Origin of the sequence: Pseudobacillus sp. 179-B 2D1 NHS, from assembly GCF_045370945.1 — a bacterium.
Classification (GTDB): Bacteria; Bacillota; Bacilli; order Bacillales; family Domibacillaceae; genus Pseudobacillus.
The window spans coordinates 1-25,378 of sequence record NZ_JBIQDP010000004.1; the positions used below are offsets into that span (position 1 = coordinate 1).

Here is a 25,378-nt window from a genome sequence, read left to right on the forward strand (position 1 = left end):
TGGCTTTAAAACTACCGAAAAATCAAAAGGGGTTCGGAATAAGACTATTCCGAACCCCTTTTGTCGACAAACTGAAACTGCCTCTTTGAGGCAGTTTTTTACTTGCTTTTCACTTTTCCAGTCCAGCTTTTAAAGCCGCCTTGCAGGTGATAAAGGTCACGGTAGCCTTTTTTGTATAACGTTTGAGCCGCTCTGCCGCTGCGCAGGCCGCTTTGGCAATACAGATACACTGGCTTGTCTGGGCGGATTTCTTTCATGCGCGTTTTCATTTGTGTAAGCGGAATGTTGCGTGCGCCTAAAATATGGCCGGCTTCAAATTCGTTCGGTTCACGGACGTCAATGAGCTGAGCTTTACGGTAACCTTTAATGAACTCTTCCTGCGAGAGCGATTGGACCGCTTTTTTCCGGGAAAAATACATATATAAAGTATACAGAATAATGGCGCCTAAAATGGCAGCTATTGTATAAAGCAATGGATACACCCCTTCCTTGTAAACATGCACTGTTATCTATTATAAACGTGGGGAAAGGAAGAATCAAAAGAAATAAACGAGTGATAACTCTTTGTTTTTGTCTCTGCTTTTGATACACTAAGTGGGTGAATTTATCATAAAAAGGGCGGCAATCATCATGGAAAAAGAGATTTGGAAATTTGTTGATTCCGGACGCCAAACAGCAGAGTTCAATATGGCAATGGATGAGGCGCTGCTGGAATGGCATAGCGAGGGAAAAATCCCGCCAGTTATTCGTTTTTATGGCTGGGAACCGGCTGCGTTGTCAATCGGCTATTTTCAAAAAGCGACAAAAGAAATAGATCTGGATGCGGTAAAACAGCATGGCCTCGGTTTTGTCCGTCGTCCAACCGGCGGAAGAGGCGTGCTTCATGAGCATGAACTGACGTACAGTGTGATCGTGACGGAAGAGCATCCGAACATGCCTGCAGGTGTAACAGAGGCATACCGAGTCATATCTGAGGGGATTTTAAAAGGATTCCATCATCTTGGACTGGAGGCTTACTTTGCTGTTCCCCGGACAGACGAAGAGAAGAACAGTTTAAAGAACCCGCGCTCTTCGGTCTGCTTTGATGCACCTAGCTGGTATGAACTTGTAGTTGAAGGCCGGAAGGTAGCAGGAAGTGCACAAACAAGGCAAAAAGGTGTTATCTTGCAGCACGGGTCTATTTTGTTGGATCTTGATGAAGACAAATTGTTTAGCTTATTTACCTATCCAAATGAGCGCGTGAAAGAGCGGATGCAACGGGCGTTTAAAAGCAAAGCGGTTGCCATCAATGCGATCAGTCCCCATAAGGTGACTTATGATATGGCTGGGACAGCCTTCAAAAAAGGATTTGAGGAAGGGCTTGGAGTAGAACTTCAGCCATATGAGTTTACTGCAGAGGAAATTGCTTATATTGAACAGCTCGCGAAGGAAAAATACGCTTCAGATGAATGGAATTTTAAAAGATGAATCATCAGGCGGAAGAGAAACTAGCCTTTAGGCTTGTTCTCTTTTTTTGCGAAAAAAAGAAAATAAGTGGAACAAAGAGCAAGCTTGAAAATTTTTCTTATGCCGGTAATATTGCTGTTTTCCTTAGTGAAACCTCGTTTTTATTGCTGAAGGCAGCCGTTTTTCGGCTTGACAAAAAAATGTTTTTAACTCAATATATAGTAATGTATCAAGAAAAACAAACACAATATATTGTGTTTGTTTAGTTTTTAGTCACAAAGCATGGGTATATAATGTTTGAATGACCGTGAAATATGTAGAAGAAAAGGAGCTGTGATTATGTCTGTTGCGTCACAAAAGAATATGTCCCTCAACATCGACAGATTGAACAAAGACATCAGCGTCTTCCCTCAAGTTCATCCTGTCACCTCTGATATGAAAATCACTCATAAAGGGGTTTCACGTCTTGTAATGATCGACCGCTATTCGTTTAAAGACACAGAGAAAGTCACGTTAACGGAAGGCGATTTTGTTGTGTTAACGATTAAAGAGGATCCAAAGTTCCCGGCACGGGGAATTGGCTTCATTACTAGCATTGACTGGCAGAAGAAAAAAGCAGAGGTGCTTGTCGATGAAGAATTCCGTGGGGCCCTAGATGACCCCGAAGAACAGGAAACAGGCCTCATTCGCCGTCCTCTTGATGTGATTGAAAAGCCTCTGGAAATTTACTACGAGCAAATTGCTAAGCGAAACGCAACAGGTCTTGCCTCTGTAGAAAAAACTGAAGAGAAGCGAAAAGAGTGGTTCGAGAAATTTTATCAAGAGCTTGTGAACTTAAACTTTATTCCAGCGGGGCGTGTTCTTTATGGAGCGGGAGCACAGACGGATGTAACTTACTTTAACTGTTACGTTATGCCGTTTGTTCCTGATTCACGCGAAGGCATTTCTGAACATCGTAAGCAAGTAATGGAAATTATGAGCCGCGGCGGCGGTGTCGGCACGAACGGTTCTACCCTTCGTCCGCGCAACACGCTTGCCAAAGGCGTTAACGGAAAATCATCCGGATCTGTTTCTTGGTTGGATGACATTGCGAAACTGACACACCTTGTTGAGCAGGGCGGATCGAGACGCGGTGCTCAAATGATTATGTTAGCCGACTGGCATCCAGATATTGTAGAATTTATCATTTCCAAAATGCAAAATCCGCGTATTTTACGCTATTTGCTTGAAAATACAGAAGACGAACAGATCAAAAAAGCGGCGAAGGACAAGTTGAACTTCAAACCGCTCACTGAACGCGAAGAAGCGATGTATCAGGGCGTTGTAAATTATAAAAACATCCCTGGCTATGGTGGCTTCAGTGCTGAAATTATTAAAGAAGCAGAAGAGAAGTTACGAACAGGCGGAACATATACTGTCCATAATCCTGAATTTTTAACAGGAGCTAACATCTCCATTTGCTTAACGAAAGAATTCATGGAGGCAGTCGAGAAAGATACGGAATATGAATTGCGCTTCCCGTCCGTAGAAACGTACAGCAAAGAAGAAATGGCCTATTACAATGAAAATTGGCATAAAGTCGGCGATGTACGCGAATGGGAGAAACAAGGACATGCCGTGCGTACATACCGTAAGATCAAGGCTCGCGAACTATGGAACTTGATCAATGTTTGTGCAACATACTCCGCGGAACCAGGCATTTTCTTTATTGATAATGCTAACGACATGACGAATGCTAAGGCATATGGCCAACAAGTAGTAGCGACAAATCCATGTGGAGAGCAACCGCTCGCACCGTTTTCCGTCTGTAACTTAGCGGCAGTGAACCTGGCAGAAATGGCAGACAAAGAAACAAAAACAGTTAATTTTGAAAAGCTGAAAGAAACCGTCCGCACAGGAGTAAGAATGCAAGATAATGTGATCGATGCGACTCCTTACTTCTTGGAGGAAAACAAAAAACAAGCACTTGGCGAGCGCCGTGTCGGCTTGGGCGTTATGGGGCTTGCTGACTTATTAATTTACTGTGAGAAAGAATACGGCTCACCAGAAGGAAACGAGCTCGTAGATAAAGTATTCGAAACGATCGCTACAACAGCCTATAGAACTTCTGTTGAATTGGCTAAAGAAAAAGGCAGCTTTCCTTTCCTTGAAGGAGAGACAAAGGAAGAGACAAACCGTTTACGTCAGGCATTTATCGACACAGGTTATATGAAAAAAATGCCGGAAGACGTCCGTGAGTCTATTCTTGAAAATGGTATTCGAAACTCACACCTTCTAACGGTTGCCCCAACAGGTTCCACTGGAACGATGGTGGGAGTGTCTACTGGTTTAGAGCCTTACTTTTCCTTTACGTACTATCGCAGCGGACGTTTAGGCAAGTTTATTGAAGTGAAGGCAGATATTGTAAAAGAATACTTAAATCGTCATCCGGAGGCGGATCCAGACAAATTGCCAGAATGGTTTGTAACGGCTATGAGCCTTGCTCCGGAAGCACATGCGGATGTTCAGTGTGTCATTCAGCGTTGGATTGACAGCTCGATTTCGAAAACAGTAAACGCTCCGCGCGGTTATACAGTCGAGCAGGTGGAAAAAGTGTACGAGCGTCTTTATAAAGGTGGGGCAAAAGGCGGTACCGTATACGTAGACGGCAGCCGTGATTCACAAGTACTGACATTGAAAGCGGAAGAAAACAGCTTTGATGAACAAGAGGAAACAAAAACAAAAGAACATGAGAATCATGTCGTGCTTGTTGATACCATTCAAGAAATTCGCTCTACTAATGTGACTATCGGTAGCGAGGTCGGCAATACATGTCCAGTCTGCCGTAAGGGAACAGTAGAAGAAATGGGCGGTTGCAACACATGTACGAACTGTGGCGCTCAATTGAAATGCGGCCTGTAAAAAGTTAATTTATTTGAAACAACCCCTCCACTCTGTGGAGGGGTTGTTTTTTTATTGGTGATTTGTTTCCTTTGGAAGGAAGAAGAGGCTTTCTTTATAGGAAATCATACATAGTGAATTTTGAATGGGCAAGAAAGCTATCGATTCTGAACGGAACTTTAAGATTTTCGTCTAGTCCAAGCTTTCGCCGCTTACACATATAAAAAGAAAATAAAAGAGGAGAGAAGGGAGTATGAGAATTGACGGCGTTTTTTCTGGCGGCGGAATTAAAGGATTCGCACTCGTCGGCGCTTACGAGGCAATCGAAAGCAAAGGCTTACGGTTCGTAAGAGTGGCAGGGACGAGTGCCGGAGCAATTATGGCTGCTTTGATTGCAGCGGGTTACACGAGTGCAGAGTTAAAGAGGGCAATAAAAGAAGTAGAGGGAGAGGATCTGCTTGACGATACATTATTTGATCTACCGTTTGTTCGCTGGCTGAAGATTTATTTTACACTTGGCTTGCACAAAGGGAAAAAGCTGGAACAATGGCTGGATGGCTTGCTTAGGCAAAAAGGAATTCGTTCCTTCGGCGACCTGGCACCAGGAGCCTTACGAGTTGTAACCGCTGATATTACAAACGGGCGGATACTTACTTTACCTGATGACTTGCCTGCCTACAGAATTAACCCTCATTCTTTTCCGATTGCCCGGGCGGTGCGAATGAGCTGTACGCTTCCTTATTTCTTTCAGCCTGTCAAACTGTCTGTGCCAAATGGCAAAGCACTCATCTTGGACGGCGGAATGCTGAGCAACTTTCCGCTTTGGCTGTTCGATGAAGAAAAAAAGCAAAAGCGCCCTGTACTTGGGATTAAGTTAAGTACACGAACGATGCAAATGCCGAGACAAGTAACCAATGGAGCGGATTTATTTGGTGCCATTTTTCATACGATGAAGGACGCCCACGATGCGCGGTATATTTCTAAAAGGCATGCAAGAAATATTGTGTTTATTCCGGTAGAGGGTACCGCCGTAACGGATTTTAGCTTATCAGACGAAAAAAAAGACGCCCTCATTCAAATAGGGCGCGGATATACAGAGGCATTTTTAAAAAGATGGTGTTACTGACAACCGGGAGTTAAGAAGATGCCCGGTTATTTTTTTTGCCTTTCTTTCCTTCAATCACCGTTAAATGCTTCGTTCTTTTTCGGCGAAACGGTTTTTTCTTTTTCGAGGAAACCGTTGAGGGAGAAGAAGGTTTTGGGCGCTTTTGCTTTTGCAGCCTCTTCTTTGACTCTTTTGCTGCTTTAGCAAAGGCCTTGTCTTCCGTACCACCGCCAAGTCTTTTGCGAATGACTAGACGGTAAATGAAATAAATAACTACAGCAGTAACCGCGAGAATAATAAGCTGCCGTGCCAAAGCTCCAGGTGAATAAAGCAGCATGGAAATTAAGCCAATGGCAGCGAGTCCCATGAGTGTATAGGCAATGACTGACCGGATTGTCAAAAAAGCCACCTCCTAACGAGCTGTTAAATAAGCTGTTATTTACATATTAGACAATTTCCTCTGTACTTAATCCCCTTTTCGTTCTTTCTTCTATTGCTAGTAATTTTTCAAATGAAGCGATTGCTACTTCCACTTGATCATCTTCCGGCTCTTTTGTTGTTAACAGCTGAAGCCATAAGCCGGGATAGCCAAGATAGCGAAGAATAGGAATATCCCGAAGTTTATTTGTCAGCTGCAATACTTCAAATGAGATGCCGAGAACGACCGGAATAAGAGCGATTCTGTTTAATACCCTGACGTAAAGTGGATCAGTCGGAACGAGCATATAAACGAAGATACCAACAATCACAGTGAACAAAATGAAGCTTGATCCACAGCGATAATGGAGACGCGAGGCAGCCTGCACGTTTTTCACTGTTAGTGGTTGCCCGCTTTCAAACGCATTAATTACCTTATGCTCAGCTCCATGATATTGAAACACTCGTTTGATGAGTGGAGTTAAAGAGATTAAGTAAATATAAACAAGCAGGAGAACTAGCTTGAAAAAGCCTTCAACTAGGATTTGTGCAAAATTGCCCGAGAAAATAGGGCGGGTAAGTTCCGCAAGAAAGACTGGAACAAGTGTAAAGATAAATTTTCCAAACAAAAACGACAGAATGCCGATAGCAGCTACGCCAAGAACCATCGTCCATTTTGAAGGTTCTGCCGCCTCATTTATTTGACCATCTTCATCCGGATCCAAATCATAGCGTTCCTGTGCAAAATTTAAATGCTTAGAGCCGGTCGCTGCTGAATCCAGGATCGCAAAAATGCCGCGTAAAAATGGGATTTTTTTCAACTTCTGCAAAGCAGGTTTAGGTGCTCTTGGCAAATGAAAGAATTCAATTGAACGGTCTTTGCGGCGAATGGCTGTTACCGTATGGTGTTTTCCTCCAAACATAACGCCTTCTACCAGTGCCTGCCCGCCATAAACTGGCTTTTGCTCACTCATCTTATACCCTCTTTCATTATTAACAGATGTAAAAATGTAAAAAGCTTCTATATACATATTCTATCCCTTATTAAGCAAAAATAAAAGCTGAATCACTTAGTAATCTTTTTTTATAATGCTTTAACTCATTTTTGGAGGTGTAGGATGGTGAACAAGCGGGAAAAAGAGCACAAAGCAGAGTTTCCTTTAAGTTACGCATTAGTGATCGGCCTGTTCGGCGGGATAATATGGGGTGGCCTTGCGCAATTTGCTGCTTACTTTCATTTTATGACGATCGACATCAATGCGGTCGTTACATATGTCAATATTCCAAAAATTCACAGCGGTTTCTGGAAAGTACTATCTGGCCTGATATTCCATACAGGAATATCACTACTCCTAGCCATAGTGTATTATTTCTTGCTGAGGAAAAGTAAAACGATCTGGTCGGGCGTGCTTTTTGGCGCGGCGATTTGGGTTTTCTTATTTGTGATTATCCATCCACTTCTCGCTAGTATTCCTTCTTGGCAAAAATTAAACGTCAATACATTGTCCACTACTATTTGTCTGTTAATCCTTTACGGGCTATTTATCGGCTATTCGATTTCCTATGGGTATGAACAACATCTTTTGAAAGAAAAAAGATTAAATGAGCGGAAAAAGGCAAACGGCTAAGTAGTTTTTGTAATTTTAAATATGTTAAAATATTCATGTAACTAAATTGGTGGAGCGGAGAGATTACATGAAGAGCATCCTCTTATTGAACGGACCAAATTTGAACCGGCTGGGGAAAAGAGAGCCGGAGATTTACGGCAGTGAAACCCTGCAAGACCTAGAAAGCCGTATTATAGCTAGAGGAAAAGAGTTAGGAGCATTTATCAGCGCGTTTCAGTCTAATCATGAAGGAGAATTAATTGACAGAATTCATCTAGCTGCTGATGAAAAAATGGATGGCATCATCTTTAACCCGGGGGCCTTTACTCATTACAGTTATGCAATTAGAGATGCGGTTGCGTCTATTTCTGTACCGGTCATCGAAGTGCATATCAGCAATATTCATAGCCGTGAGCCCTTCCGGGAGCATTCAGTCATAGCGCCTGTAGCCGCTGGGCAAATTGCCGGTCTAGGGTTTATCGGTTATGAACTAGCTTTACAGGCACTTATACATATCTAAGGGAAGGGAGAAACTAATGATTAAAATAGAGAAGCTGCGCATGCAGATGAAAAAAGAGGGAATTGATGGTTTGCTCGTGATGAGTCCTTATAATCGCCGTTACCTGACGAACTTCACAGGATCTGCAGGAGCAGCGCTTATTTCCGAAGAGAAAGCTATTTTTATTACCGATTTTCGATACATGGAGCAAGCCGGGAAACAAGCAGAGGGATTTGAGATAGTTCAGCATAAGGGAACGTTGTACGAAGAGGCAGCCGCGCAAGCTGAAAAGCAAGGAATCAAACGCCTTGGATTTGAAAAAGCATACACAACTTTCCAAACTTATGAAACGCTCAAAGGTCTCTTTAAAGATGAATTAGTCCCTACAAGCGAAATGATTGAAAAATTGCGCTTGATTAAGGATAATTCAGAGATTAAGATATTAAAGGAAGCGGCCGATATCGCTGATGCAGCCTTTAAACATATCATTGAATTTATCCAGCCGGGCATGACAGAGCTGGAGGTTTCAAATGAGCTGGAATTCTTCATGAGAAAATGGGGGGCAACCTCTTCATCTTTTGATACGATTGTAGCTTCCGGCAAACGCTCAGCTTTGCCTCACGGTGTAGCAAGCGATAAGGTGATTGAAAAAGGCGATATGGTGACATTGGATTACGGGGCTTATTATGAAGGGTATGTTTCCGACATTACCCGGACCATTGCAGTCGGAGAACCGTCCGAACAAATGAAGGAAATTTACCAGATTGTGCTGGATGCCCAGTTAAAAGGGATGGAGCAGATCAAGGGAGGCCTGACGGGCAAAGAAGCGGATGCTATTACCCGCGATTATATTACCCAAAAGGGGTACGGAGAGCATTTTGGCCATTCAACCGGCCATGGCATTGGGCTTGAAGTTCACGAAGGGCCGGCGCTTTCTTTCCGTTCTGATATGGTTCTTGAGCCGGGAATGGTCGTTACGGTTGAGCCGGGCATCTATTTGCCAGGCATTGGCGGCGTACGCATTGAAGATGATACGTTGATTACAGAAACAGGCAATGAAACGCTCACGCATTCCACAAAAGATTTACTCATTCTTTAAGGAAACAGGAGGAAACACAACATGATTTCAGTAAACGATTTTCGTACAGGTTTAACAATTGAGGTAGACGGCGGCCTTTGGCGCGTAGTCGATTTCCAGCACGTTAAACCTGGAAAAGGAGCGGCATTTGTTCGTTCTAAATTGCGTAACCTGCGTAACGGCAACATTCAGGAAAAAACATTCCGTGCGGGTGAAAAAGTAGAAAAAGCACAAATCGATCACCGCAGAATGCAGTACTTATATGCAAATGGCGACCAGCATGTATTCATGGACAATGAGTCTTATGAGCAGATTGAATTGCCTGCTTCTCAAATTGAACATGAGCTGAAGTTTTTAAAAGAAAACATGGAAGTTTCCATTATGATGTATCAAACAGAAACATTGGGAGTAGATCTTCCAAACACGGTTGAACTAAAAGTCATCGAAACCGAGCCGGGCATTAAAGGCGACACCGCTTCAGGCGGAACAAAACCTGCAACTGTTGAAACAGGATTAACAGTACAAGTTCCATTCTTCGTTAACGAAGGGGATGTCCTTGTTGTTAACACAGATGACGGAAGCTATATTTCTCGTGCCTAATAGTATGAAAGCCGCTCCTTTAGGGAGCGGCTTTTTTATATAAGCATTCATGATAAAAGAGATAAAAAATAAAGAAATGTTGAAATGGCGGAGGGATTCTGGCCATTTTTTCTTTTGATAGAACGGAGTCGGCATATCTTGAAATTAGGCACATACATTGAATAAAAAGGAGGAGAAAAAGGAGGAAGCGTTCATGGAAACTGTATATGCTTATTTGCCGCAAACATTAAAAGAGACAATCAATGCCATGCCATCCGAATTAAAAGGAAAAATTGAAGAAATTAGGGTGCGCATCGGCAAGCCGCTCGAGATTATTGCTGGCCGCCCTTTTCATTTGTCTCACATCGTTACCCTTGAAGAAGGACAAGCGCTCGTCAATAAATTAAGTCAGCATTCGTTTTATGCGTTTGATGAAGAATTAAGATGCGGCTATTTAACCATTGAGGGGGGACACCGTGTTGGCCTGGCGGGAAAGGTCATTCTTGAAGAGGGAAAAGTAAAAGCTTTACGCTATCTTTCTTCCTTTAATTTAAGAATTGCCAGGGAAAAACCGGGTGTTTGTCATCCGCTGATCCCCTGGCTTTTTGATGGGAAATGGAAAAACACACTCATTATTGGAGCGCCACAAACGGGAAAAACTACTCTGCTCAGAGATTTGGCAAAAACCGCAGCCACAGGAATGGAGCAGAGAAACATTGCACCAGTAAAGGTAGGGATTGTGGATGAGCGTTCGGAAATTGCCGGCTGTGTAAAAGGGATTCCACAGCTTGATATTGGCTTGCGGACAGATATTCTCGATGCTTGTCCAAAAGCGGAAGGAATGATGATGATGATTCGCTCCATGAGCCCAGATGTGCTGGTGGCGGATGAAATCGGGAGAGCAGAAGATGGACAGGCTGTAGCGGAAGCGATCAATGCAGGAATTAGATTAATAGCTACTGTTCACGGTTCAAGCTATGCCGAAGTGATTCGCCGGCCGATTGTGAAAGCTATGATAGAAAGCGGAACATTTGAGCGGTTTATCGAGCTTTCTTCCGAGAAAGGAGTCCGGTCATTTAAAGTGCTTGATCATTTGGGCCAGGAGCTGACTTCCCCGGCAAGGACCGTTCAATGAAGTGGGCAGGTGCATTGATCATATTGTTTGCTTCTATTTGGATTGGCGCGGAGCAATCAAAGAAATTAAGCGACAGGCCGAAACAAATTCGTTTAATCCGGTCTGCTTTACAATCGTTGGAAGCTGAAATTGTATATGGGTTTACCCCTTTGCATGAATCGGCCAGAAAATTGTCCGAGCGGCTGCCAGCGCCTATAAATGAACTGTTTGCTTTATTCAGTGAACTGCTCACATCAACCGAATTAGACGCCAAGGAAGCCTGGCGGAAAAGCTTGGCAAAAATTTGGCCCCATACAGCATTGCTGGAAAGTGAGAGATCTATCTTACTAGAATTTGGAGAAACGGTAGGCAAGCATGACCGTATAACAGAGCAAAAACAGATTCTTGTGACACTGAAACACTTAGAACGCCAAGAAGAAGAAGCGCGTGAGAAGCAAAAAAGGTATGGGAAAATGATGAGAAGCTTAAGTCTTATGGGCGGTCTGTTAATCGTGCTTCTGCTGTTTTAGCAGAAAGGGGGAAGAAAATGGGCATTGAGGTGGAAGTGATTTTTAAAATTGCCGGTGTCGGTTTAGTCGTGGCATTCCTCCATACGATTCTAGAACAGGTAGGGAAGAAAGAATATGCCCAATGGGTGACACTGCTGGGCTTCGTCTATATTTTATTTCTGATTGTTTCCATCGTAGAGGAATTGTTTGACAAGATTAGAGAAGTTTTTTTATTTCAGTGATGGGAGAGGAGAACCATTGAAATTATCCAAGTAGCTGCTGTTGTTCTTGTGACAGTTTTTTTGGCTCTTCTCTTGCAAGAACAGCAGCCGATTTTTGCTTTTTTACTCGTAATGTTTGTTGGATGCGGTCTGTTTTTATTTTTAGCTGATCGAATTGCGGAAATTATCCTCATGATTAAAAAGCTGGCAGCCCGGGCGGATGTCGAGTTTGTCTATGTGGAAACGATTTTAAAAATTATTGGTATCTCTTATATTGCTGAGTTTGCGTCTCAAATTACAAAAGATGCCGGCCAGGAAGCATTGGCCGCCAAGATGGAGCTGGCAGGCAAGGTCATTATTTTATCGATGGCTGTGCCAATTTTAACAATTTTAATTGAAACAATTTTAACCATGCTTCCAGGAAAATAAGTGACAGTTCTCAACCGGAGCATGTTAGCTGACTAATTGGTTACCTGATTTTCAAGTAAGCGATGAGGCGGATAGAGGATTGAGTTCGTATTTGCCGACCAATCTACATGGCTATTTACAAACAGCGGCAGGCAGGAAAGAGATAGCCGAGGGAAGGCGGTGAGAAAGGTGAGGATCTGGCAAAGAATCGCTTTACTCTTTCTGGCGCTCTTATTCTCCGCTGCTGCCTCTACACAAGCAGAATCGGAGGAAGAGAGGAGCAAAGATATAGGAGCAGTCGCTGAGGAACAGCTTGGGGAGCTTGGAATGGATGAGCTGTCTGTCTATTGGGATCAGCTCTTGAAAACATATGGACAATATCTGCCAGAAACAGAACAGCAACCACTGAGCGCTCTTTTTAAAGAAGGACAAGCCTTTTCTATTGGTGCTTGGGCAAAAGGTCTGCTAGGCTTCGTTTTTCATGAGTTATATGCCAATGGAAAGTTGCTCGGAACCCTTATTCTATTAACGGTTTTCTCTGTTTTTCTGCAAATTCTTCAGAATGCTTTTGAACAGGGGACAGTAGGTAAAACAGCCTACAGTGTTGTGCTGATTGTGCTTCTTATTTTAGCATTGAACAGCTTTCGACTTGCCATGGAATACGCCACGGATGCCGTGGATCAAATGATCCAGTTTTTGCTGGCACTCATGCCGGTTTTGCTGGCGCTTCTTGCCTCGACGGGAGGAGCTATTTCAGCTACTGTATTTCATCCATTTTTGTTATTTCTGATGAATATTAGCGGATTGGTCATTCAAAAAGTCGTACTTCCACTATTGTTTTTCTCTACTTTGCTAAGCGTCGTCAGTTTATTTTCTACTCATTATAAAGCAACCAAATTAGCTGACTTGCTCCGTCATTGGAGTGTTGGGCTTTTGAGTGCCTTCATGGCGATATATTTGGCCATTGTCTCCATTCAAGGCTCGGCCGCAGCGGTAGCAGATGGGCTGGCCATTCGAACGGCAAAGTTTTTTGCCGGCAATTTTATCCCGGTTGTTGGAAAGATGTTTACGGAAGCGGCGGATACGGTTATGAGTGCTTCCCTGCTGTTAAAGAACACTGTCGGGATTGCAGGAGCGGGAATTTTGCTGGTGATTGTCGCTTTCCCTGCTTTGAAGATCTTTGCTCTTGTCATTGTATATAAGGTTGCTGGTGCTGTTTTGCAACCGCTTGGTGACGAAACGATTACAGAGTGTCTTGAGATCATCGGGAAAAATATGACTTACGTATTTGCTGCATTAGTCATTGTTTCTTTCATGTTTTTGCTATCCATCGTCATTCTCGTCGCAGCTAGTAACGTGACGATGATGATTCGCTGAAGAAAGGGACGAAGCCCATGGCTTTTTTTACTGACTGGCTGGAAAGTGTCATTGCTTTTCTGTTACTGGCTGCTGTGATGGATTTGCTCATGCCGTCCAATCGCTTTCAGCAATATGCAAAGGTGGTCATTGGATTGCTTTTACTGTTTGTAATGCTGCAGCCATTGTGGAAGATTCTTTCAGTGAATATTGAAGAAGAGCTGTCAAAGTGGGCAGAGAGCACGATAACTAATCAACAGGCAACTACAGCTGTTGCCAACAAACAAAGCAGCTTGGAGTCTTCTAAAGAGCTATTCATTTTAAAAGAGAGTGAACAGCAACTGCAGGCGCTTGTAGAAAATGAACTAAAGCATACATTCCATAAGCAGATTGTTGATATCAATATTCAGGTGAGCAAATGGGAGAATTCTTTGCCAAAAAATATTGAACGCATTGATGTATACATGGCTTCACTCTCAGCTGAGACAGAAGGTCAATATGTAAAAGAGGTTCGCATTGACTCTTCCGAACAAACAGAGCCCATTCAAAAAGAAGAGAGAAACCTAGCTTCTTTTCTCTCAAAAAAGTGGAATATTCCGATGGAGCAATTGAATATTCATATGGTAGAGGAGGGGGACAGCCTTGAGTGATCGTAAAAGCCGCTTTAAGTGGCTGCAATCCTTAATCCCATCTAAAAAAAGCGGAGAGGAGAAAACAGCGAACAAAGCAAAATGGATGGCAATTGCCGCCATTATCGGTATTAGTTTTATGCTTCTAAGTGATTTGAAGGATAGGGGAGAAATAAATGCTGTCCTCCCGCAAGACTCTTCTGAGGAGGAGGGAAATGAACAAACAGCGCCTGCAAAGGAAGATTTTGAAAAAATCTATGAGCGGGAGCTTACCGCTGCTTTGGAGCAAATCGCTGGTGTCAGCAATGTTACAGTTGTAGTTACTATTGAAGCATCCGAGAGAAAGGTATTTGAGAAAAATACAGCTGTAAAAACACAGGAAACAAAGGAACAGGATAAGAAAGGTGGGGAACGTACCATTACTGACCAAACAAGGGACGAAAATTTAGTTATGGTGAAAAAAGACGGAGGGGAAGCACCCGTCATTCAGGAAATGAAAAAACCTGATATCCGTGGCGTCCTAGTTGTAGCGGAAGGGGCCGAAAATATTCAAGTGAAAAAATGGATCATTGAATCAGTAACCAGGGTGTTAAATGTGCCAAGCCATCGTGTGGCAGTCATGCCGAAAAAACCAAAGGAGGATGCTTAAATGTTATTAAAAAAACAAACTGTCTGGCTGCTGACAATGCTAAGTTTAGTTGTTGTTCTATCGGTCTACTATATTACTTCGCCCGAACAGCTATCTCCGGAAACAGCTTCACCCGTAGAGGAAGGACAAATAACAACTGAAGTGGCGGAAGAAAAAGTAGATGGCAGTAAAGTGACGGACCAAGAAGCAAAGAGCACAGCGGGTGATAAGCAGGCAGCTATCGTTACCGAATCAGCAGGCGATGAAGCGTTTGATATGCTTCGTCTGGAGATGCAAGATGACCGCAATAAGATGAAAGAAGAGCTAACATCAAAAGTAGCGTCGAAGGACTTATCTGCTGAAGACAAAAATGCAGCTTATGAAGAAATGGAGAAGCTGACAGAATTAGCTACAAAGGAAAATGTGCTGGAAACATTGATTAAATCTAAAGGATATTCTGATGCGCTCGTTCGGGCAGATGGAGAGAACATTCGTATCACTGTAAAGTCCAATGAGCATTCAGCAGCGGCTGCAAATGAAATTATCCGCATGGCGAAGGACGAGCTTGGCAAGCAGCAGCCGATCGCTGTTGAGTTCCAGCCAGTTAAATAGATGAGGGTCGAATACTTTTTATCGACTAAGGGAAATTCCTGTCAGGACAGGTAGTCATCTGTCCTGACAGGGTTTTTTTATGAAAGTCCGGATTTATTATTTCATCTTAATAAAAAAAGGGATAAAATGAACCATACAAGCTTCAGCTAATTTTTCAGTTGAAGTTCCACTAGATATTATCGTAAGATGTTAGTATCTAGTCATAATCTTTCAAGGGGTGTCCATTAATGAAAGTACAGGAAATTAGAGAATTGATTAAGCTTGTCGATCAATCGTCAATTGAAGAGTTTGTATTTGAATCTGAAGGCAGTAAAATAGAAATGAAGAAAAATTCAGGTGTTACATATTCAGTTGCACCGCAGGCAGCACCTGTACAAGAGCCTGTGCAAGCTGCGCCTGTACAAGCGGCACCGGTTGCGCCTGCTGTAGTGGAACCAGCTGCTGTTCAGGAAACACCAACACCTGAAGCGCCAAAACCAGCCGCTTCAAACGAGAATTTACATAAGATTACTTCTCCTATGGTAGGAACATTCTATGAATCACCTTCTCCAGATGCAGACCCATACGTAAAAGCAGGCTCGAAAGTTTCGGCAGACACAGTCGTATGCATCGTAGAAGCAATGAAACTCTTTAATGAAATTGAAGCGGAAGTAGATGGAGAAATTGTAGAGGTTCTTGTAAAAGACGGCCAGCTGGTCGAGTATGGCCAGCCGTTATTTTTAGTGAAACCTTAATAAGGGAGAGAACGGAATGATTAACAAACTATTGATTGCCAACCGCGGCGAGATCGCAGTGCGGATCATCCGTGCCTGCAAAGAACTCGACGTGGAAACAGTCGCTGTTTATTCCGAGGCCGATAGAGAAGCTCTCCATGTCCAGCTCGCTGATGAAGCGTACTGTATTGGACCGACGGCTTCTAAGGACAGTTACTTAAATTTTACAAACATTGTTAGTGTGGCCAAGCTGACGAATTGCGATGCCATTCACCCAGGTTACGGCTTTTTGGCAGAAAATGCTGACTTTGCCGAGCTATGCCGCGAATGTAACATTGTTTTCGTTGGCCCGTCACCGGAAGCTATTACACAGATGGGAACGAAAGACGTAGCCCGTGAGACGATGAAGAAAGCCGGAGTGCCAATTGTGCCGGGTTCTAATGGGATTATTCAATCGATTGAAGACGGTCTTTCGACTGCTGCTGAGATCGGCTACCCTGTCATCATCAAAGCAACGGCAGGCGGCGGCGGAAAAGGCATTCGTGTAGCGCGGGATGAAGAAGAATTGAAAAAAGGCATTAATATGACGCAGCAGGAAGCGGCTACGGCCTTTGGAAATCCAGGAGTATATTTAGAGAAGTTCATTGAGGATTTTCGTCATGTTGAAATTCAAGTGCTTGCTGATACACATGGGCATGTTCTCCATTTGGGAGAGCGTGACTGTACGATTCAGCGCCGCATGCAAAAGTTGCTGGAAGAAACTCCTTCGCCAGCACTGGATGAAAAGACCCGAGAAGAAATGGGGACTGCTGCTGTTAAAGCTGCGCAAGCTGTCGAGTACACAGGAGCAGGAACAGTCGAGTTTATTTATGATTACCATGAAAGAAAGTTTTATTTCATGGAGATGAACACCAGGATTCAAGTAGAGCATCCGGTGACAGAAATGGTAACTGGTGTGGACTTGATTAAAGAACAAATCCGGATTGCCTCTGGAGAAGAGCTGTCCTTCACTCAGGAAGATGTAGAATTTACGGGCTGGTCTATTGAATGCCGTATAAATGCGGAAAACCCAGAGAAAAACTTTATGCCTTCTCCAGGAAGAATTACAGACTATATGCCGCCAGGAGGCTTTGGTGTCCGCGTGGATTCAGCCGCTTATCCAGGCTATATGATTCCACCGTATTATGATTCTATGATTGCTAAATTAATCACATATGGAGCAACACGTGAAGAAGCTATCGCCCGCATGAAAAGAGCATTAAGTGAATTTGTGATTGAAGGCATTCATACAACTATCCCATTCCACTTAAGATTGCTTGAGCATGAGCAATTCGTTGGTGGAGAATTCAACACAAAGTTCCTCGAGAAATATGATGTAATGAAGACGGAGGTGTAAAAAATGGCAGAAAGCAATCAAACAGCTAATCAAGTATTAGAAATGAGCAACGGAGACAACGGTCTTGGTAGAATTGAGATTGCACCGGAAGTGATTGAGGTCATTGCTGGTATTGCTGCATCGGAAGTGGAAGGCGTGGAAAAAATGCGCGGCAGCTTTGCATCTGGCGTAGTAGAGCGCCTCGGCAAGAAAAACCACGGGAAAGGTGTCCGTGTTGACTTAACGGAAGAGGGAATTAAAATCGATGTATATTGTGTCATCGCATTTGGCGTTTCTATTCCAAGGGTTGCTCAAAAGATCCAAGACGGTATTCGACAGGCATTATTGAATATGACTGCGTTAGAAGCGGAAGAAGTAAACATTCACGTAGTTGGTGTCCAATTTGATACAAAGGACACAAAAAACACTGAAAGCGATTTCGCTTCAGAGGTGTAAACAAAAAACCAAAGGGCTTTTCCCCTTTGGTTTTTTCTATAGGCAGGTTTTTTCAGAAGAAGATGTGACTTCGTTTGAATATGTGCTATTATCTTTTTATAATGCAGAAAAAGGCCAAATAAAGGAGCTTGAAATACATGAAAAGACGTACAGCACGTGAGAAGAGCCTGCAGGCACTTTACCAAATGGATGTAAGCGGCGCAGAACCGGAAGAAGCGATCAAGAATGTTTTAGAAGAAGAGCCGGCTGATGAATATTTGAGCAAAAGTGTAAAAGGGACTTTTGAGCACCTGGAAGAAATTGATGCAATCATCAAAGCCCATTTAGAAAAATGGTCCTTTGATCGCTTAGCGAGAGTGGACCGGAACATTCTACGGCTTGCCGTATTCGAAATGAAGTATGAAAATGATGTACCAGAGAAAGTAACTATTAATGAAGCCATCGAATTGGCCAAACAATTTAGTGATGAGCAATCAGGCAAATTTATTAATGGTGTGCTATCAAGAGTAAAAGAAACTTTATGATTTAGTGGAGAGCGAAGGGAGAAGAACAATGACAGCAGCTATTATCGACGGCAAAGCAATTGCAGGCGATATTCGTACTGAGTTAAAGAAAGAGATTGCAGAACTGAAGGAAAAGAGAATAACACCGGGATTGGCCGTTATATTGGTTGGGGAAGATCAAGCCTCCCATACATATGTGCGCAACAAAGAAAAGGCTTGCGCTGAAGTAGGCATTCATTCTGAGATTTACCGCTATCCGGCAGATTTGTCAGAAGAAGCGCTTTTGCAAAAGGTAGCAGAGCTTAATGAAGATCCGGCTATCCACGGAATTCTCGTCCAGCTGCCTTTGCCGGCACATCTATCCGAGGACAAAGTGATTGATGCAATCTCTCCGGAAAAAGATGTAGATGGTTTTCACCCAGTAAACGTAGGGAAAATGGCGATTGGCAAAGAAGCATTTTATTCATGTACTCCGTATGGCATTATTAAAATGCTTGAAAGGGAGAATATTTCTTTAGAAGGCAAGCATGTCGTTGTCGTTGGCCGGAGCAATATTGTCGGCAAACCGGCAGCTCTTCTGTCGTTAAAAGAAAGCGCAACGGTCACTGTTTGTCATTCAAGAACAAAGGATCTGTCCGTTTTTACCAAGCAGGCGGATGTAGTGATTGCTGCAGTTGGAAAAGCAAAATTCTTGAAAAAAGATGACTTCAAGCCGGGAGCAATCATTATTGATGTCGGCATGAACCGGGATGAAAACGGCAAGCTATGCGGCGATGTGGACTTTGAAAGTGCGAAAGAAATAGCTGGTGCTATTACGCCTGTACCAGGCGGGGTAGGGCCGATGACAATTACCATGCTGCTTTACAACACAGTACAGTCAGCGAAGCAAAAAGCAAAGCAGGCTGTTAAATAATCTTTCTATGAAAAGCTGTCTCCTAATCATGTTATAATGAGGAGGCAGCTTTTTAGCTGTTGTGAAAATCATCAAGTGATGACCGTGATACCTTTTTAAGGAGCCTGTCTTTGATGCCTGGCTTCTTATGCATCCAAATCACTTGTCCTCCATGAAGCCAGAAAACGACTTTTTGTAGGAAAGAACATTTTGTTTGTCTAGATCCATCAAGGCGCTTGCGCATTTGTTTTTCGAAAAGGTGGAATGAGAAATGGAAGTAGAACGTTATTTAACTGTTAAAGCCTTAACAAAATACATAAAGAGAAAGTTTGATGCCGATCCTCATTTAACAAACGTCTATGTTAAAGGGGAGATTTCCAACTTTAAAAGCCATTCAAGCGGGCACATGTACTTTACATTGAAAGATGATAAAGCACGGATTCTAGCTGTTATGTTTTCGTCTGCCAATCGCTCGCTGAAATTTCAGCCAGAAAACGGCATGCAGGTGCTGGTCACAGGAGATATTACTGTCTACGAAGCGGGCGGGCAATATCAAATTTATGTAACCTCTATGCAGCCGGACGGTATCGGCAGTTTATATCTAGCTTTTGAACAACTAAAAACGAAGCTTGCGAAAGAGGGGCTTTTTGATGAAAATAGAAAAAGGCCGCTGCCCGCATATCCGAAAACGATCGGTATTGTAACTTCCCCGACAGGAGCAGCTGTTCGGGATATTATTACAACGATTAAGCGTCGTTATCCAGTAGCAGAAATGTTGATTTATCCTGCTCTCGTTCAAGGAGCGAATGCCGCTCCATCCATTGTAGCAGCCATTCAGCGAGCAAACGATGATGAACGGGCCGATGTACTGATTGTCGGGCGTGGCGGGGGATCCATTGAAGAGTTGTGGGCTTTTAATGAAGAAGACGTAGCCAGAGCAATTAATTTTTCGGCCATCCCTGTGATTTCAGCCGTCGGGCATGAAACCGATGTAACGATTGCTGATTTTGCGGCTGACAAGAGAGCGCCAACACCGACGGCTGGGGCCGAAATGGCTGTTCCGCATCTCGAAGAAGTATTGGAGAAGGTGTTCGTTCGGAAAACAAGATTGATTCGGGCGATATCAGAAAAAGTGAGACGTGAGAGAAAAAGATTTGAAAGTGCCAGAAGTGCTTATATTATTCGTAATCCACAAGCGTTATATAGGCAGCAGCAGGAACGGCTCGACCGATTAACAGATAGGCTTGAAAGAGGACAATCTGTGTATATAAAAAATACAGCAGCACAAATCAGCAATTTAACAGAAAGGTTGCAGCGGAGTCATCCAAAACGAAAGATTGATGAAGCAAAGCAGCAAGTCCAACGTCTGGATGCTTCTCTTTCTCGAGAGATTGGAACGCTTTTGCGAAGTAAAAAGGAAGAGTTGCGCCAGCACCTTTCCATGCTGGATGCATTGAGTCCTTTGAAAATCATGGAGCGCGGCTACAGTCTCGCTTATGATGAAGAAAACAAGCTTGTAAAATCAAGCGGTGAGGTGCAGGTCGGCGAGCAGGTGAAAGTGCAGCTTGTTGACGGAAGTTTGATTTGTCAAGTTGAATCAATTGAGGTGAAAGAGAATGGAAAATAAAGAGATCACATTTGAGGAAGCGATGGAAAAGCTGGAGTCTATCATTATGAAGTTAGAAGAGGGAGACGTGCCGCTGGAAAAAGCATTAAGCCTCTATCAAAAAGGGATGGAATTATCCGGGTTTTGTCATGCGCTTTTAAGCCAGGCGGAGGAACAATTAGCAAAACTAATAACAGATGATGGCGAAAAAGATTTTTCTGTTGATGAGGGGGAATAAACATGGCGGCTACACTGTCTGTTTTTATGAAGGAATACAAAGAAGTTTTAGAGAGAGAATTAAAAGAGTTAATTGCTGAATTGCAAGCACCCTCCGTGTTGAAAGAAGCGATGGACTATTCGCTGCAGGCTGGGGGCAAGCGCATCCGTCCCATGTTAATTTTTGCTACGCTCGCTTCCTTTGGGGAACATCCTCGGACCGGCCTTGCAGCTGCTGCAGCACTTGAAATGATTCATACATATTCGCTGATCCATGACGATTTGCCGAGCATGGATGATGATGACTTGCGAAGAGGACAGCCTACAAACCATAAGGTATTCGGAGAGGCGGCTGCTATTCTAGCAGGAGATGCCTTATTAACGTACGCCTTTCAAATAATAGCTAAGTCTGAGAGTTACTCAAACGAGCAAAAAGTAACGTTAATTGAATGGCTCGCTGAGGCAGCAGGTCCCGAAGGAATGGTAGGCGGCCAAATGGCTGATATTGAAGGGGAAACAAAAGAGCTAACACTTGCTGAGCTGGAGTACATTCATAAGAATAAAACAGGCCGTTTACTCGCTTACAGTGTAATGGCTGGTGCTTTACTCGGGGGAGCAAATGAAGAACAACTGGCGCATTTTCAGCAATATGCTTTCCATATTGGTCTTGCGTTTCAAATCCAAGATGATATTTTAGATGTGGAAGGATCGGAAGAAAAGCTTGGCAAACGAGTTGGCAGTGACTCTGCCAATCATAAAAGTACCTATCCAGCCTTGTTGACGATGGATGGGGCAAAAGACCAATTGGCCAAGCATGCAGAATTAGCACGTGCGGCGCTTTTGCAAACGAATACAGACTCGGCCTTGTTGCTCGAGCTTGTTGATTTAATTGCTACACGTGATCAGTAAGAAAATTGGCTAAAATTGTTGTGATTTGTTCTGTGTGGTATAATGATAGTATTACTTTCATCAAATTGCCGTTATCACACTTTGTGTTAGCGGCTATTTTTTCAAAGTATTTCAAGAAAAAGCAAATCAGTCAATTTTTCAGGGAAAAGTTGTGTAAAATAATGATCACGTTATAATAAAGAAAGTGAAATGACACAGTTATGAAAGTGAGTGATCCGATTGGATCTGTTATCTATTAAAAGTCCTGCCTTTTTAAAGGGCTTGACGATTGATGAATTAAATGACTTAAGCATGGATATTCGACAATTTTTGATTGAGAATTTGTCTAGAACAGGTGGCCATATCGGCCCTAACCTTGGGGTTGTTGAGCTGACCGTTGCTTTGCATCGCTGCTTCAATAGTCCTCAGGACAAAATTTTATGGGATGTCGGCCACCAATCGTATGTTCATAAAATATTAACTGGACGTGCTGGGCAATTTGAATCACTCCGCCAATATAAAGGGCTATGCGGCTTTCCTAAAATGGCAGAAAGCGAGCATGACGTATGGGAGACCGGGCACAGTTCTACGTCTTTGTCGGCGGCAATGGGCATGGCGATTGCCAGAGATTTAAAGAAAGAACAATCCTATATTGTGCCTGTGATTGGCGACGGAGCATTAACGGGCGGCATGGCTCTCGAAGCACTGAATCATATTGGCCATGAAAAAAAGAATATGATCGTCATCTTAAATGATAATGAAATGTCCATCGCTCCGAATGTAGGGGCTCTTCACAGCATACTTGGACGACTGCGGACCGCCGGCAAGTATAATTGGGTGAAAGACGAGCTTGAAGGTTTATTGAAAAAAATTCCGGCAGTTGGCGGAAAAATGGCCCAAACAGCCGAACGCTTAAAAGACAGCTTGAAATATTTACTCGTTTCTGGGATGTTTTTTGAAGAGCTTGGGTTTACTTATCTGGGGCCGATCGACGGACACAATTATGAAGAGTTATTAGAAAACCTGCAATATGCTAAGAAAACGGAAGGGCCAGTTTTGTTACATGTTTTAACTAAAAAAGGAAAAGGGTATGGCCCAGCAGAATTGGATACAAAGGGAACATGGCACGGAACCGGCCCGTATAAAATTGATACTGGCGATTTAATCAAGCCGGTTGGACAGCCGCCTGCCTGGAGTGCGCTTGTCAGCGAAACTGTCAGAAAAATCGCCCGCAAGGATGAACGCATTGTGGCGATTACACCAGCCATGCCTGTTGGCTCCAAGCTGCTTGGCTTTGCGGAAGAATTTCCTGACCGGATGTTTGATGTCGGAATTGCAGAACAGCACGCTGCCACTGTTGCTGCCGGATTGGCTACCCAAGGGATGAAGCCTTTTCTGGCGATTTATTCTACTTTTTTGCAGCGGGCATATGACCAAGTTGTTCATGACATTTGCCGTCCGAACTTAAATGTATTTATTGGCATTGATCGAGCAGGGCTTGTCGGTGCAGATGGAGAAACCCACCAAGGTGTATTCGATATCGCCTTCCTGCGTCACATACCAAACATGGTCTTGATGATGCCAAAAGATGAAAATGAAGGCCAGCATATGGTTCATACAGCCATTCAATATGACAATGGGCCAATCGCTATGCGTTTCCCACGCGGCAATGGGCTGGGAGTAGCAATGGATGAAGAGCTGAAGCAAATTCCGATCGGCTCATGGGAAGTGTTGCGTGAAGGCACAGATGCCGCCATTTTAACTTTCGGCACAACGATCTCAATGGCGTTGAAAGCGGCAGCTATGGCAGAAAAGCAAGGGCTATCAGTAAAGGTGGTCAATGCCCGTTTTATCAAACCGTTTGATGAATCAATGTTAATGAGTATATTCGAAGCTAACATGCCGATTTTGACGATCGAAGAAGCTGTTCTCCAAGGGGGCTTCGGCAGCGCTGTGATTGAATTTGCTCACGATCATGGATTTTATGGACAGGTTATTGATCGCATGGGAATTCCGGATTGCTTTATTGAACACGGCAGTGTGAATGCGCTGTTGGAGGAAATTGGTTTGACGGAAGAGACAGCTGTTCGCAAGCTGGCAGCAATGACACCAAAAAAACAGAAAAGAGCATGAGTATGAAAGCAAAGAAAGAACGCATAGATGTACTGCTCGTGGAAAGAGGGCTTATTGAGACGAGAGAAAAAGCAAAGCGGGCTGTGATGGCCGGTCTTGTGTATTCTAATGAAGAACGGCTTGATAAACCAGGTGAAAAGATCTCTTCAGACGCTCCTTTGCAAATAAAGGGGAATGTGCTTCCTTATGTAAGCCGCGGCGGTTTAAAATTGGAGAAAGCACTAAAGGTATTTGATTTAAAAATTAAAGATAAAATTATGATTGATATCGGCTCATCGACGGGGGGGTTTACCGATTGTGCCCTGCAAAACGGGGCGAAGCTGTCTTATGCACTTGATGTCGGTTATAATCAGTTGGCCTGGAAGCTGCGCCAAGATGAGCGAGTCGTCGTCATGGAACGGACAAACTTCCGCTATGTGACACCGGCAGATTTTAGCAAAGGAGCTCCTGAATTTGCCACTATTGATGTATCTTTTATCTCGCTTTCGCTCATTCTTCCTGTTTTGAAAACCCTGCTTGTGCCCGGAAGTGACACAATAGCGTTGATTAAACCGCAATTTGAAGCAGGAAAAGAGCAGGTTGGCAAAAAGGGAATTGTCAGAGAGCCGGCTATCCATAAAGAAGTAATAGAAAAGATCATCAGCTTAGCGCTCGGACTCGGGTATGATGTTAAAAACCTTTCTTTTTCCCCAATTACCGGGGGGGACGGCAACATTGAGTTTTTGATTCATTTAAATTGGCCACAGGCAAAGGCTGAAACAGGAGAGAACTTTTTAGAGGAGTCCGTTGATTCAGTTGTTAAGGCGGCTCACTTTGAATTGAAACAAATAAAAAAAAATAATTAGCCGAAGGAGAAGACTGGTCAGGAATTTCCGGCCAGTTTTCTTGTTTATTAACCATCGGCCATTAAGAGAAAAAGCAAGGCCCATTACCAACATTATTTACCGAGTAAACCTTATTGTCTGAAAGCTTTCCCTCGCTATACATAAGAAGTTAAATAAGATAGAATGTTGTATATTAAAGCATATTTATACGATTCCCGAGGTGGTAAACGATGAATAAAGGACAACGTCACATTAAAATCAGAGAAATTATTGCTAATAATGAAATAGAAACACAAGATGAATTAGTGGATTATCTAAAAGAACTCGGTTACAACGTTACACAGGCAACCGTTTCCCGGGATATTAAAGAGCTTCACTTAGTTAAAGTTCCATTAATGGATGGCCGCTATAAATACAGCTTGCCGGCGGATCAACGATTTAATCCCCTGCAAAAGCTAAAGCGTTCGCTGGTAGACTCTTTTGTCAGCATTGATTCTGCTGGACACTTTGTCATCATGAAAACACTTCCAGGAAATGCCCAGGCGGTCGGTGCATTGATTGATAATTTAGATTGGGAAGAGATCATGGGGACTATCTGTGGGGATGATACCTGCCTGCTCATTTGCCGCGCTCCAGAGCATACAGCTGTGATTTCAGAACGCTTTTTAGAAATGCTTTGATTTG

General features: G+C 43.3%; 29 protein-coding genes. 26 read left to right on the forward strand and 3 right to left on the reverse strand.

Annotation, left to right across the window (positions count from 1 at the left end):
* Positions 1-98: 98 nt before the first annotated feature.
* The gene (locus ACH0BF_RS05140) at positions 99-419 is read right to left on the reverse strand and encodes a rhodanese-like domain-containing protein (protein ID WP_340856375.1); all 321 of its coding nucleotides are present in this window, start codon (positions 417-419) and stop codon (positions 99-101) included.
* A 211-nt stretch (positions 420-630) separates the two neighbouring features.
* Between ACH0BF_RS05140 and ACH0BF_RS05145 the strand changes: the two genes are divergently transcribed.
* From ACH0BF_RS05145 to ACH0BF_RS05155, 3 genes are all read left to right on the forward strand, one after another.
* Positions 631-1,467 (forward strand): lipoate--protein ligase family protein, encoded by an 837-nt coding sequence (locus ACH0BF_RS05145; RefSeq protein ID WP_120032947.1) that lies wholly within the window; start codon positions 631-633, stop codon positions 1,465-1,467.
* A gap of 318 nt (positions 1,468-1,785) precedes the next feature.
* Positions 1,786-4,347 carry a vitamin B12-dependent ribonucleotide reductase gene (locus tag ACH0BF_RS05150; protein WP_340853340.1) on the forward strand — a complete coding sequence of 854 codons (2,562 nt, stop codon included), beginning with the start codon at positions 1,786-1,788 and terminating at the stop codon, positions 4,345-4,347.
* 232 nt (positions 4,348-4,579) lie between these two features.
* Positions 4,580-5,452 (forward strand): patatin-like phospholipase family protein, encoded by an 873-nt coding sequence (locus ACH0BF_RS05155; RefSeq protein ID WP_340853342.1) that lies wholly within the window; start codon positions 4,580-4,582, stop codon positions 5,450-5,452.
* A 10-nt stretch (positions 5,453-5,462) separates the two neighbouring features.
* Here the strand turns inward: ACH0BF_RS05155 and ACH0BF_RS05160 are convergent, their stop codons facing one another.
* Together ACH0BF_RS05160 and ACH0BF_RS05165 are read right to left on the reverse strand one after the other, a co-directional pair.
* Positions 5,463-5,831, reverse strand: coding sequence for an SA1362 family protein (locus ACH0BF_RS05160; protein ID WP_120032936.1), 369 nt, complete (start codon positions 5,829-5,831; stop codon positions 5,463-5,465).
* A 46-nt stretch (positions 5,832-5,877) separates the two neighbouring features.
* Complete coding sequence (locus ACH0BF_RS05165) at positions 5,878-6,822, reverse strand: DUF1385 domain-containing protein (protein ID WP_340853345.1); 945 nt, start codon at positions 6,820-6,822, stop codon at positions 5,878-5,880.
* Between the two features lie 144 nt (positions 6,823-6,966).
* Here ACH0BF_RS05165 and ACH0BF_RS05170 point away from each other — a divergent pair, with 144 nt between their 5' ends.
* From ACH0BF_RS05170 to ahrC, 23 genes are all read left to right on the forward strand, one after another.
* Complete coding sequence (locus ACH0BF_RS05170; RefSeq protein ID WP_120032933.1) at positions 6,967-7,476, forward strand: YqhR family membrane protein; 510 nt, start codon at positions 6,967-6,969, stop codon at positions 7,474-7,476.
* Positions 7,477-7,543: 67 nt separating this feature from the next.
* Positions 7,544-7,975 carry a type II 3-dehydroquinate dehydratase gene (gene aroQ, locus ACH0BF_RS05175; protein WP_120032930.1) on the forward strand — a complete coding sequence of 144 codons (432 nt, stop codon included), beginning with the start codon at positions 7,544-7,546 and terminating at the stop codon, positions 7,973-7,975.
* Between the two features lie 16 nt (positions 7,976-7,991).
* Positions 7,992-9,053: a M24 family metallopeptidase gene (locus tag ACH0BF_RS05180; RefSeq protein WP_340853348.1), complete on the forward strand. Its 1,062-nt coding sequence runs from the start codon at positions 7,992-7,994 to the stop codon at positions 9,051-9,053.
* A 21-nt stretch (positions 9,054-9,074) separates the two neighbouring features.
* Positions 9,075-9,632, forward strand: a complete 558-nt coding sequence (gene efp / locus ACH0BF_RS05185) for an elongation factor P (RefSeq protein WP_120032924.1) — start codon at positions 9,075-9,077, stop codon at positions 9,630-9,632.
* Positions 9,633-9,825: 193 nt separating this feature from the next.
* Complete coding sequence (gene spoIIIAA, locus ACH0BF_RS05190; RefSeq protein WP_340853350.1) at positions 9,826-10,746, forward strand: stage III sporulation protein AA; 921 nt, start codon at positions 9,826-9,828, stop codon at positions 10,744-10,746.
* The gene (spoIIIAB, locus tag ACH0BF_RS05195; protein WP_120032917.1) at positions 10,743-11,255 is read left to right on the forward strand and encodes a stage III sporulation protein SpoIIIAB; all 513 of its coding nucleotides are present in this window, start codon (positions 10,743-10,745) and stop codon (positions 11,253-11,255) included. The genes spoIIIAA and spoIIIAB overlap by 4 nt, the downstream gene beginning before the upstream one ends.
* 17 nt (positions 11,256-11,272) lie before the next feature.
* On the forward strand, positions 11,273-11,476 hold the full coding sequence (spoIIIAC, locus tag ACH0BF_RS05200) for a stage III sporulation protein AC (RefSeq protein ID WP_120032911.1): 204 nt from the start codon (positions 11,273-11,275) through the stop codon (positions 11,474-11,476).
* A gap of 24 nt (positions 11,477-11,500) precedes the next feature.
* Positions 11,501-11,884, forward strand: a complete 384-nt coding sequence (spoIIIAD, locus tag ACH0BF_RS05205; protein WP_259455784.1) for a stage III sporulation protein AD — start codon at positions 11,501-11,503, stop codon at positions 11,882-11,884.
* Positions 11,885-12,052: 168 nt separating this feature from the next.
* Positions 12,053-13,240 carry a stage III sporulation protein AE gene (gene spoIIIAE, locus ACH0BF_RS05210; RefSeq protein WP_120032905.1) on the forward strand — a complete coding sequence of 396 codons (1,188 nt, stop codon included), beginning with the start codon at positions 12,053-12,055 and terminating at the stop codon, positions 13,238-13,240.
* A gap of 17 nt (positions 13,241-13,257) precedes the next feature.
* Entirely contained in the window at positions 13,258-13,869 is a 612-nt protein-coding gene (gene spoIIIAF / locus ACH0BF_RS05215) for a stage III sporulation protein AF (RefSeq protein WP_406908991.1), read from the forward strand.
* Positions 13,862-14,497 carry a stage III sporulation protein AG gene (gene spoIIIAG / locus ACH0BF_RS05220; protein WP_259455578.1) on the forward strand — a complete coding sequence of 212 codons (636 nt, stop codon included), beginning with the start codon at positions 13,862-13,864 and terminating at the stop codon, positions 14,495-14,497. The genes spoIIIAF and spoIIIAG overlap by 8 nt, the downstream gene beginning before the upstream one ends.
* Complete coding sequence (locus ACH0BF_RS05225) at positions 14,498-15,088, forward strand: SpoIIIAH-like family protein (protein ID WP_120032899.1); 591 nt, start codon at positions 14,498-14,500, stop codon at positions 15,086-15,088. It abuts the gene before it with no gap.
* A 227-nt stretch (positions 15,089-15,315) separates the two neighbouring features.
* Complete coding sequence (gene accB / locus ACH0BF_RS05230) at positions 15,316-15,822, forward strand: acetyl-CoA carboxylase biotin carboxyl carrier protein (protein ID WP_120032895.1); 507 nt, start codon at positions 15,316-15,318, stop codon at positions 15,820-15,822.
* Between the two features lie 16 nt (positions 15,823-15,838).
* Positions 15,839-17,197 (forward strand): acetyl-CoA carboxylase biotin carboxylase subunit, encoded by a 1,359-nt coding sequence (gene accC / locus ACH0BF_RS05235; protein WP_406908992.1) that lies wholly within the window; start codon positions 15,839-15,841, stop codon positions 17,195-17,197.
* A 3-nt stretch (positions 17,198-17,200) separates the two neighbouring features.
* Complete coding sequence (locus ACH0BF_RS05240) at positions 17,201-17,632, forward strand: Asp23/Gls24 family envelope stress response protein (protein WP_340853354.1); 432 nt, start codon at positions 17,201-17,203, stop codon at positions 17,630-17,632.
* 137 nt (positions 17,633-17,769) lie between these two features.
* Complete coding sequence (gene nusB / locus ACH0BF_RS05245; RefSeq protein ID WP_120032886.1) at positions 17,770-18,156, forward strand: transcription antitermination factor NusB; 387 nt, start codon at positions 17,770-17,772, stop codon at positions 18,154-18,156.
* Positions 18,157-18,184: 28 nt separating this feature from the next.
* Positions 18,185-19,048, forward strand: coding sequence for a bifunctional methylenetetrahydrofolate dehydrogenase/methenyltetrahydrofolate cyclohydrolase FolD (gene folD, locus ACH0BF_RS05250; RefSeq protein ID WP_406908994.1), 864 nt, complete (start codon positions 18,185-18,187; stop codon positions 19,046-19,048).
* Positions 19,049-19,298: 250 nt separating this feature from the next.
* Positions 19,299-20,654: an exodeoxyribonuclease VII large subunit gene (xseA, locus tag ACH0BF_RS05255; RefSeq protein WP_406908995.1), complete on the forward strand. Its 1,356-nt coding sequence runs from the start codon at positions 19,299-19,301 to the stop codon at positions 20,652-20,654.
* On the forward strand, positions 20,644-20,871 hold the full coding sequence (xseB, locus tag ACH0BF_RS05260) for an exodeoxyribonuclease VII small subunit (protein ID WP_120032876.1): 228 nt from the start codon (positions 20,644-20,646) through the stop codon (positions 20,869-20,871). The genes xseA and xseB overlap by 11 nt, the downstream gene beginning before the upstream one ends.
* 2 nt (positions 20,872-20,873) lie before the next feature.
* Entirely contained in the window at positions 20,874-21,758 is an 885-nt protein-coding gene (locus tag ACH0BF_RS05265; protein ID WP_120032873.1) for a polyprenyl synthetase family protein, read from the forward strand.
* A gap of 219 nt (positions 21,759-21,977) precedes the next feature.
* Positions 21,978-23,870 (forward strand): 1-deoxy-D-xylulose-5-phosphate synthase, encoded by a 1,893-nt coding sequence (gene dxs / locus ACH0BF_RS05270; RefSeq protein WP_120032870.1) that lies wholly within the window; start codon positions 21,978-21,980, stop codon positions 23,868-23,870.
* A gap of 2 nt (positions 23,871-23,872) precedes the next feature.
* On the forward strand, positions 23,873-24,715 hold the full coding sequence (locus tag ACH0BF_RS05275) for a TlyA family RNA methyltransferase (protein ID WP_340853364.1): 843 nt from the start codon (positions 23,873-23,875) through the stop codon (positions 24,713-24,715).
* A 209-nt stretch (positions 24,716-24,924) separates the two neighbouring features.
* A complete protein-coding gene (gene ahrC / locus ACH0BF_RS05280) occupies positions 24,925-25,374 on the forward strand; it encodes a transcriptional regulator AhrC/ArgR (RefSeq protein WP_120032867.1) in 450 nt (149 codons plus the stop codon).
* The last annotated feature ends 4 nt before the right edge of the window (positions 25,375-25,378 follow it).

What these genes read in the sequence shown, in the direction of transcription:
- ACH0BF_RS05170 (WP_120032933.1), top strand. Translation starts at nt 6,967, where the DNA reads ATGGTGAACAAGCGGGAAAAAGAGCACAAAGCAGAGTTTCCTTTAAGT.
- spoIIIAF (WP_406908991.1), top strand. Translation starts at nt 13,258, where the DNA reads ATGGCTTTTTTTACTGACTGGCTGGAAAGTGTCATTGCTTTTCTGTTA.
- ACH0BF_RS05275 (WP_340853364.1), top strand. Translation starts at nt 23,873, where the DNA reads ATGAAAGCAAAGAAAGAACGCATAGATGTACTGCTCGTGGAAAGAGGG.
- ACH0BF_RS05165 (WP_340853345.1), bottom strand. Translation starts at nt 6,822, where the DNA reads ATGAGTGAGCAAAAGCCAGTTTATGGCGGGCAGGCACTGGTAGAAGGC.
- ACH0BF_RS05140 (WP_340856375.1), bottom strand. Translation starts at nt 419, where the DNA reads ATGTATTTTTCCCGGAAAAAAGCGGTCCAATCGCTCTCGCAGGAAGAG.
- xseB (WP_120032876.1), top strand. Translation starts at nt 20,644, where the DNA reads ATGGAAAATAAAGAGATCACATTTGAGGAAGCGATGGAAAAGCTGGAG.
- ACH0BF_RS05145 (WP_120032947.1), top strand. Translation starts at nt 631, where the DNA reads ATGGAAAAAGAGATTTGGAAATTTGTTGATTCCGGACGCCAAACAGCA.
- spoIIIAC (WP_120032911.1), top strand. Translation starts at nt 11,273, where the DNA reads ATGGGCATTGAGGTGGAAGTGATTTTTAAAATTGCCGGTGTCGGTTTA.
- xseA (WP_406908995.1), top strand. Translation starts at nt 19,299, where the DNA reads ATGGAAGTAGAACGTTATTTAACTGTTAAAGCCTTAACAAAATACATA.
- efp (WP_120032924.1), top strand. Translation starts at nt 9,075, where the DNA reads ATGATTTCAGTAAACGATTTTCGTACAGGTTTAACAATTGAGGTAGAC.
- ACH0BF_RS05155 (WP_340853342.1), top strand. Translation starts at nt 4,580, where the DNA reads ATGAGAATTGACGGCGTTTTTTCTGGCGGCGGAATTAAAGGATTCGCA.
- ahrC (WP_120032867.1), top strand. Translation starts at nt 24,925, where the DNA reads ATGAATAAAGGACAACGTCACATTAAAATCAGAGAAATTATTGCTAAT.
- nusB (WP_120032886.1), top strand. Translation starts at nt 17,770, where the DNA reads ATGAAAAGACGTACAGCACGTGAGAAGAGCCTGCAGGCACTTTACCAA.
- accB (WP_120032895.1), top strand. Translation starts at nt 15,316, where the DNA reads ATGAAAGTACAGGAAATTAGAGAATTGATTAAGCTTGTCGATCAATCG.
- ACH0BF_RS05150 (WP_340853340.1), top strand. Translation starts at nt 1,786, where the DNA reads ATGTCTGTTGCGTCACAAAAGAATATGTCCCTCAACATCGACAGATTG.
- folD (WP_406908994.1), top strand. Translation starts at nt 18,185, where the DNA reads ATGACAGCAGCTATTATCGACGGCAAAGCAATTGCAGGCGATATTCGT.
- accC (WP_406908992.1), top strand. Translation starts at nt 15,839, where the DNA reads ATGATTAACAAACTATTGATTGCCAACCGCGGCGAGATCGCAGTGCGG.
- ACH0BF_RS05225 (WP_120032899.1), top strand. Translation starts at nt 14,498, where the DNA reads ATGTTATTAAAAAAACAAACTGTCTGGCTGCTGACAATGCTAAGTTTA.
- ACH0BF_RS05265 (WP_120032873.1), top strand. Translation starts at nt 20,874, where the DNA reads ATGGCGGCTACACTGTCTGTTTTTATGAAGGAATACAAAGAAGTTTTA.
- ACH0BF_RS05240 (WP_340853354.1), top strand. Translation starts at nt 17,201, where the DNA reads ATGGCAGAAAGCAATCAAACAGCTAATCAAGTATTAGAAATGAGCAAC.
- spoIIIAB (WP_120032917.1), top strand. Translation starts at nt 10,743, where the DNA reads ATGAAGTGGGCAGGTGCATTGATCATATTGTTTGCTTCTATTTGGATT.
- spoIIIAA (WP_340853350.1), top strand. Translation starts at nt 9,826, where the DNA reads ATGGAAACTGTATATGCTTATTTGCCGCAAACATTAAAAGAGACAATC.
- aroQ (WP_120032930.1), top strand. Translation starts at nt 7,544, where the DNA reads ATGAAGAGCATCCTCTTATTGAACGGACCAAATTTGAACCGGCTGGGG.
- ACH0BF_RS05180 (WP_340853348.1), top strand. Translation starts at nt 7,992, where the DNA reads ATGATTAAAATAGAGAAGCTGCGCATGCAGATGAAAAAAGAGGGAATT.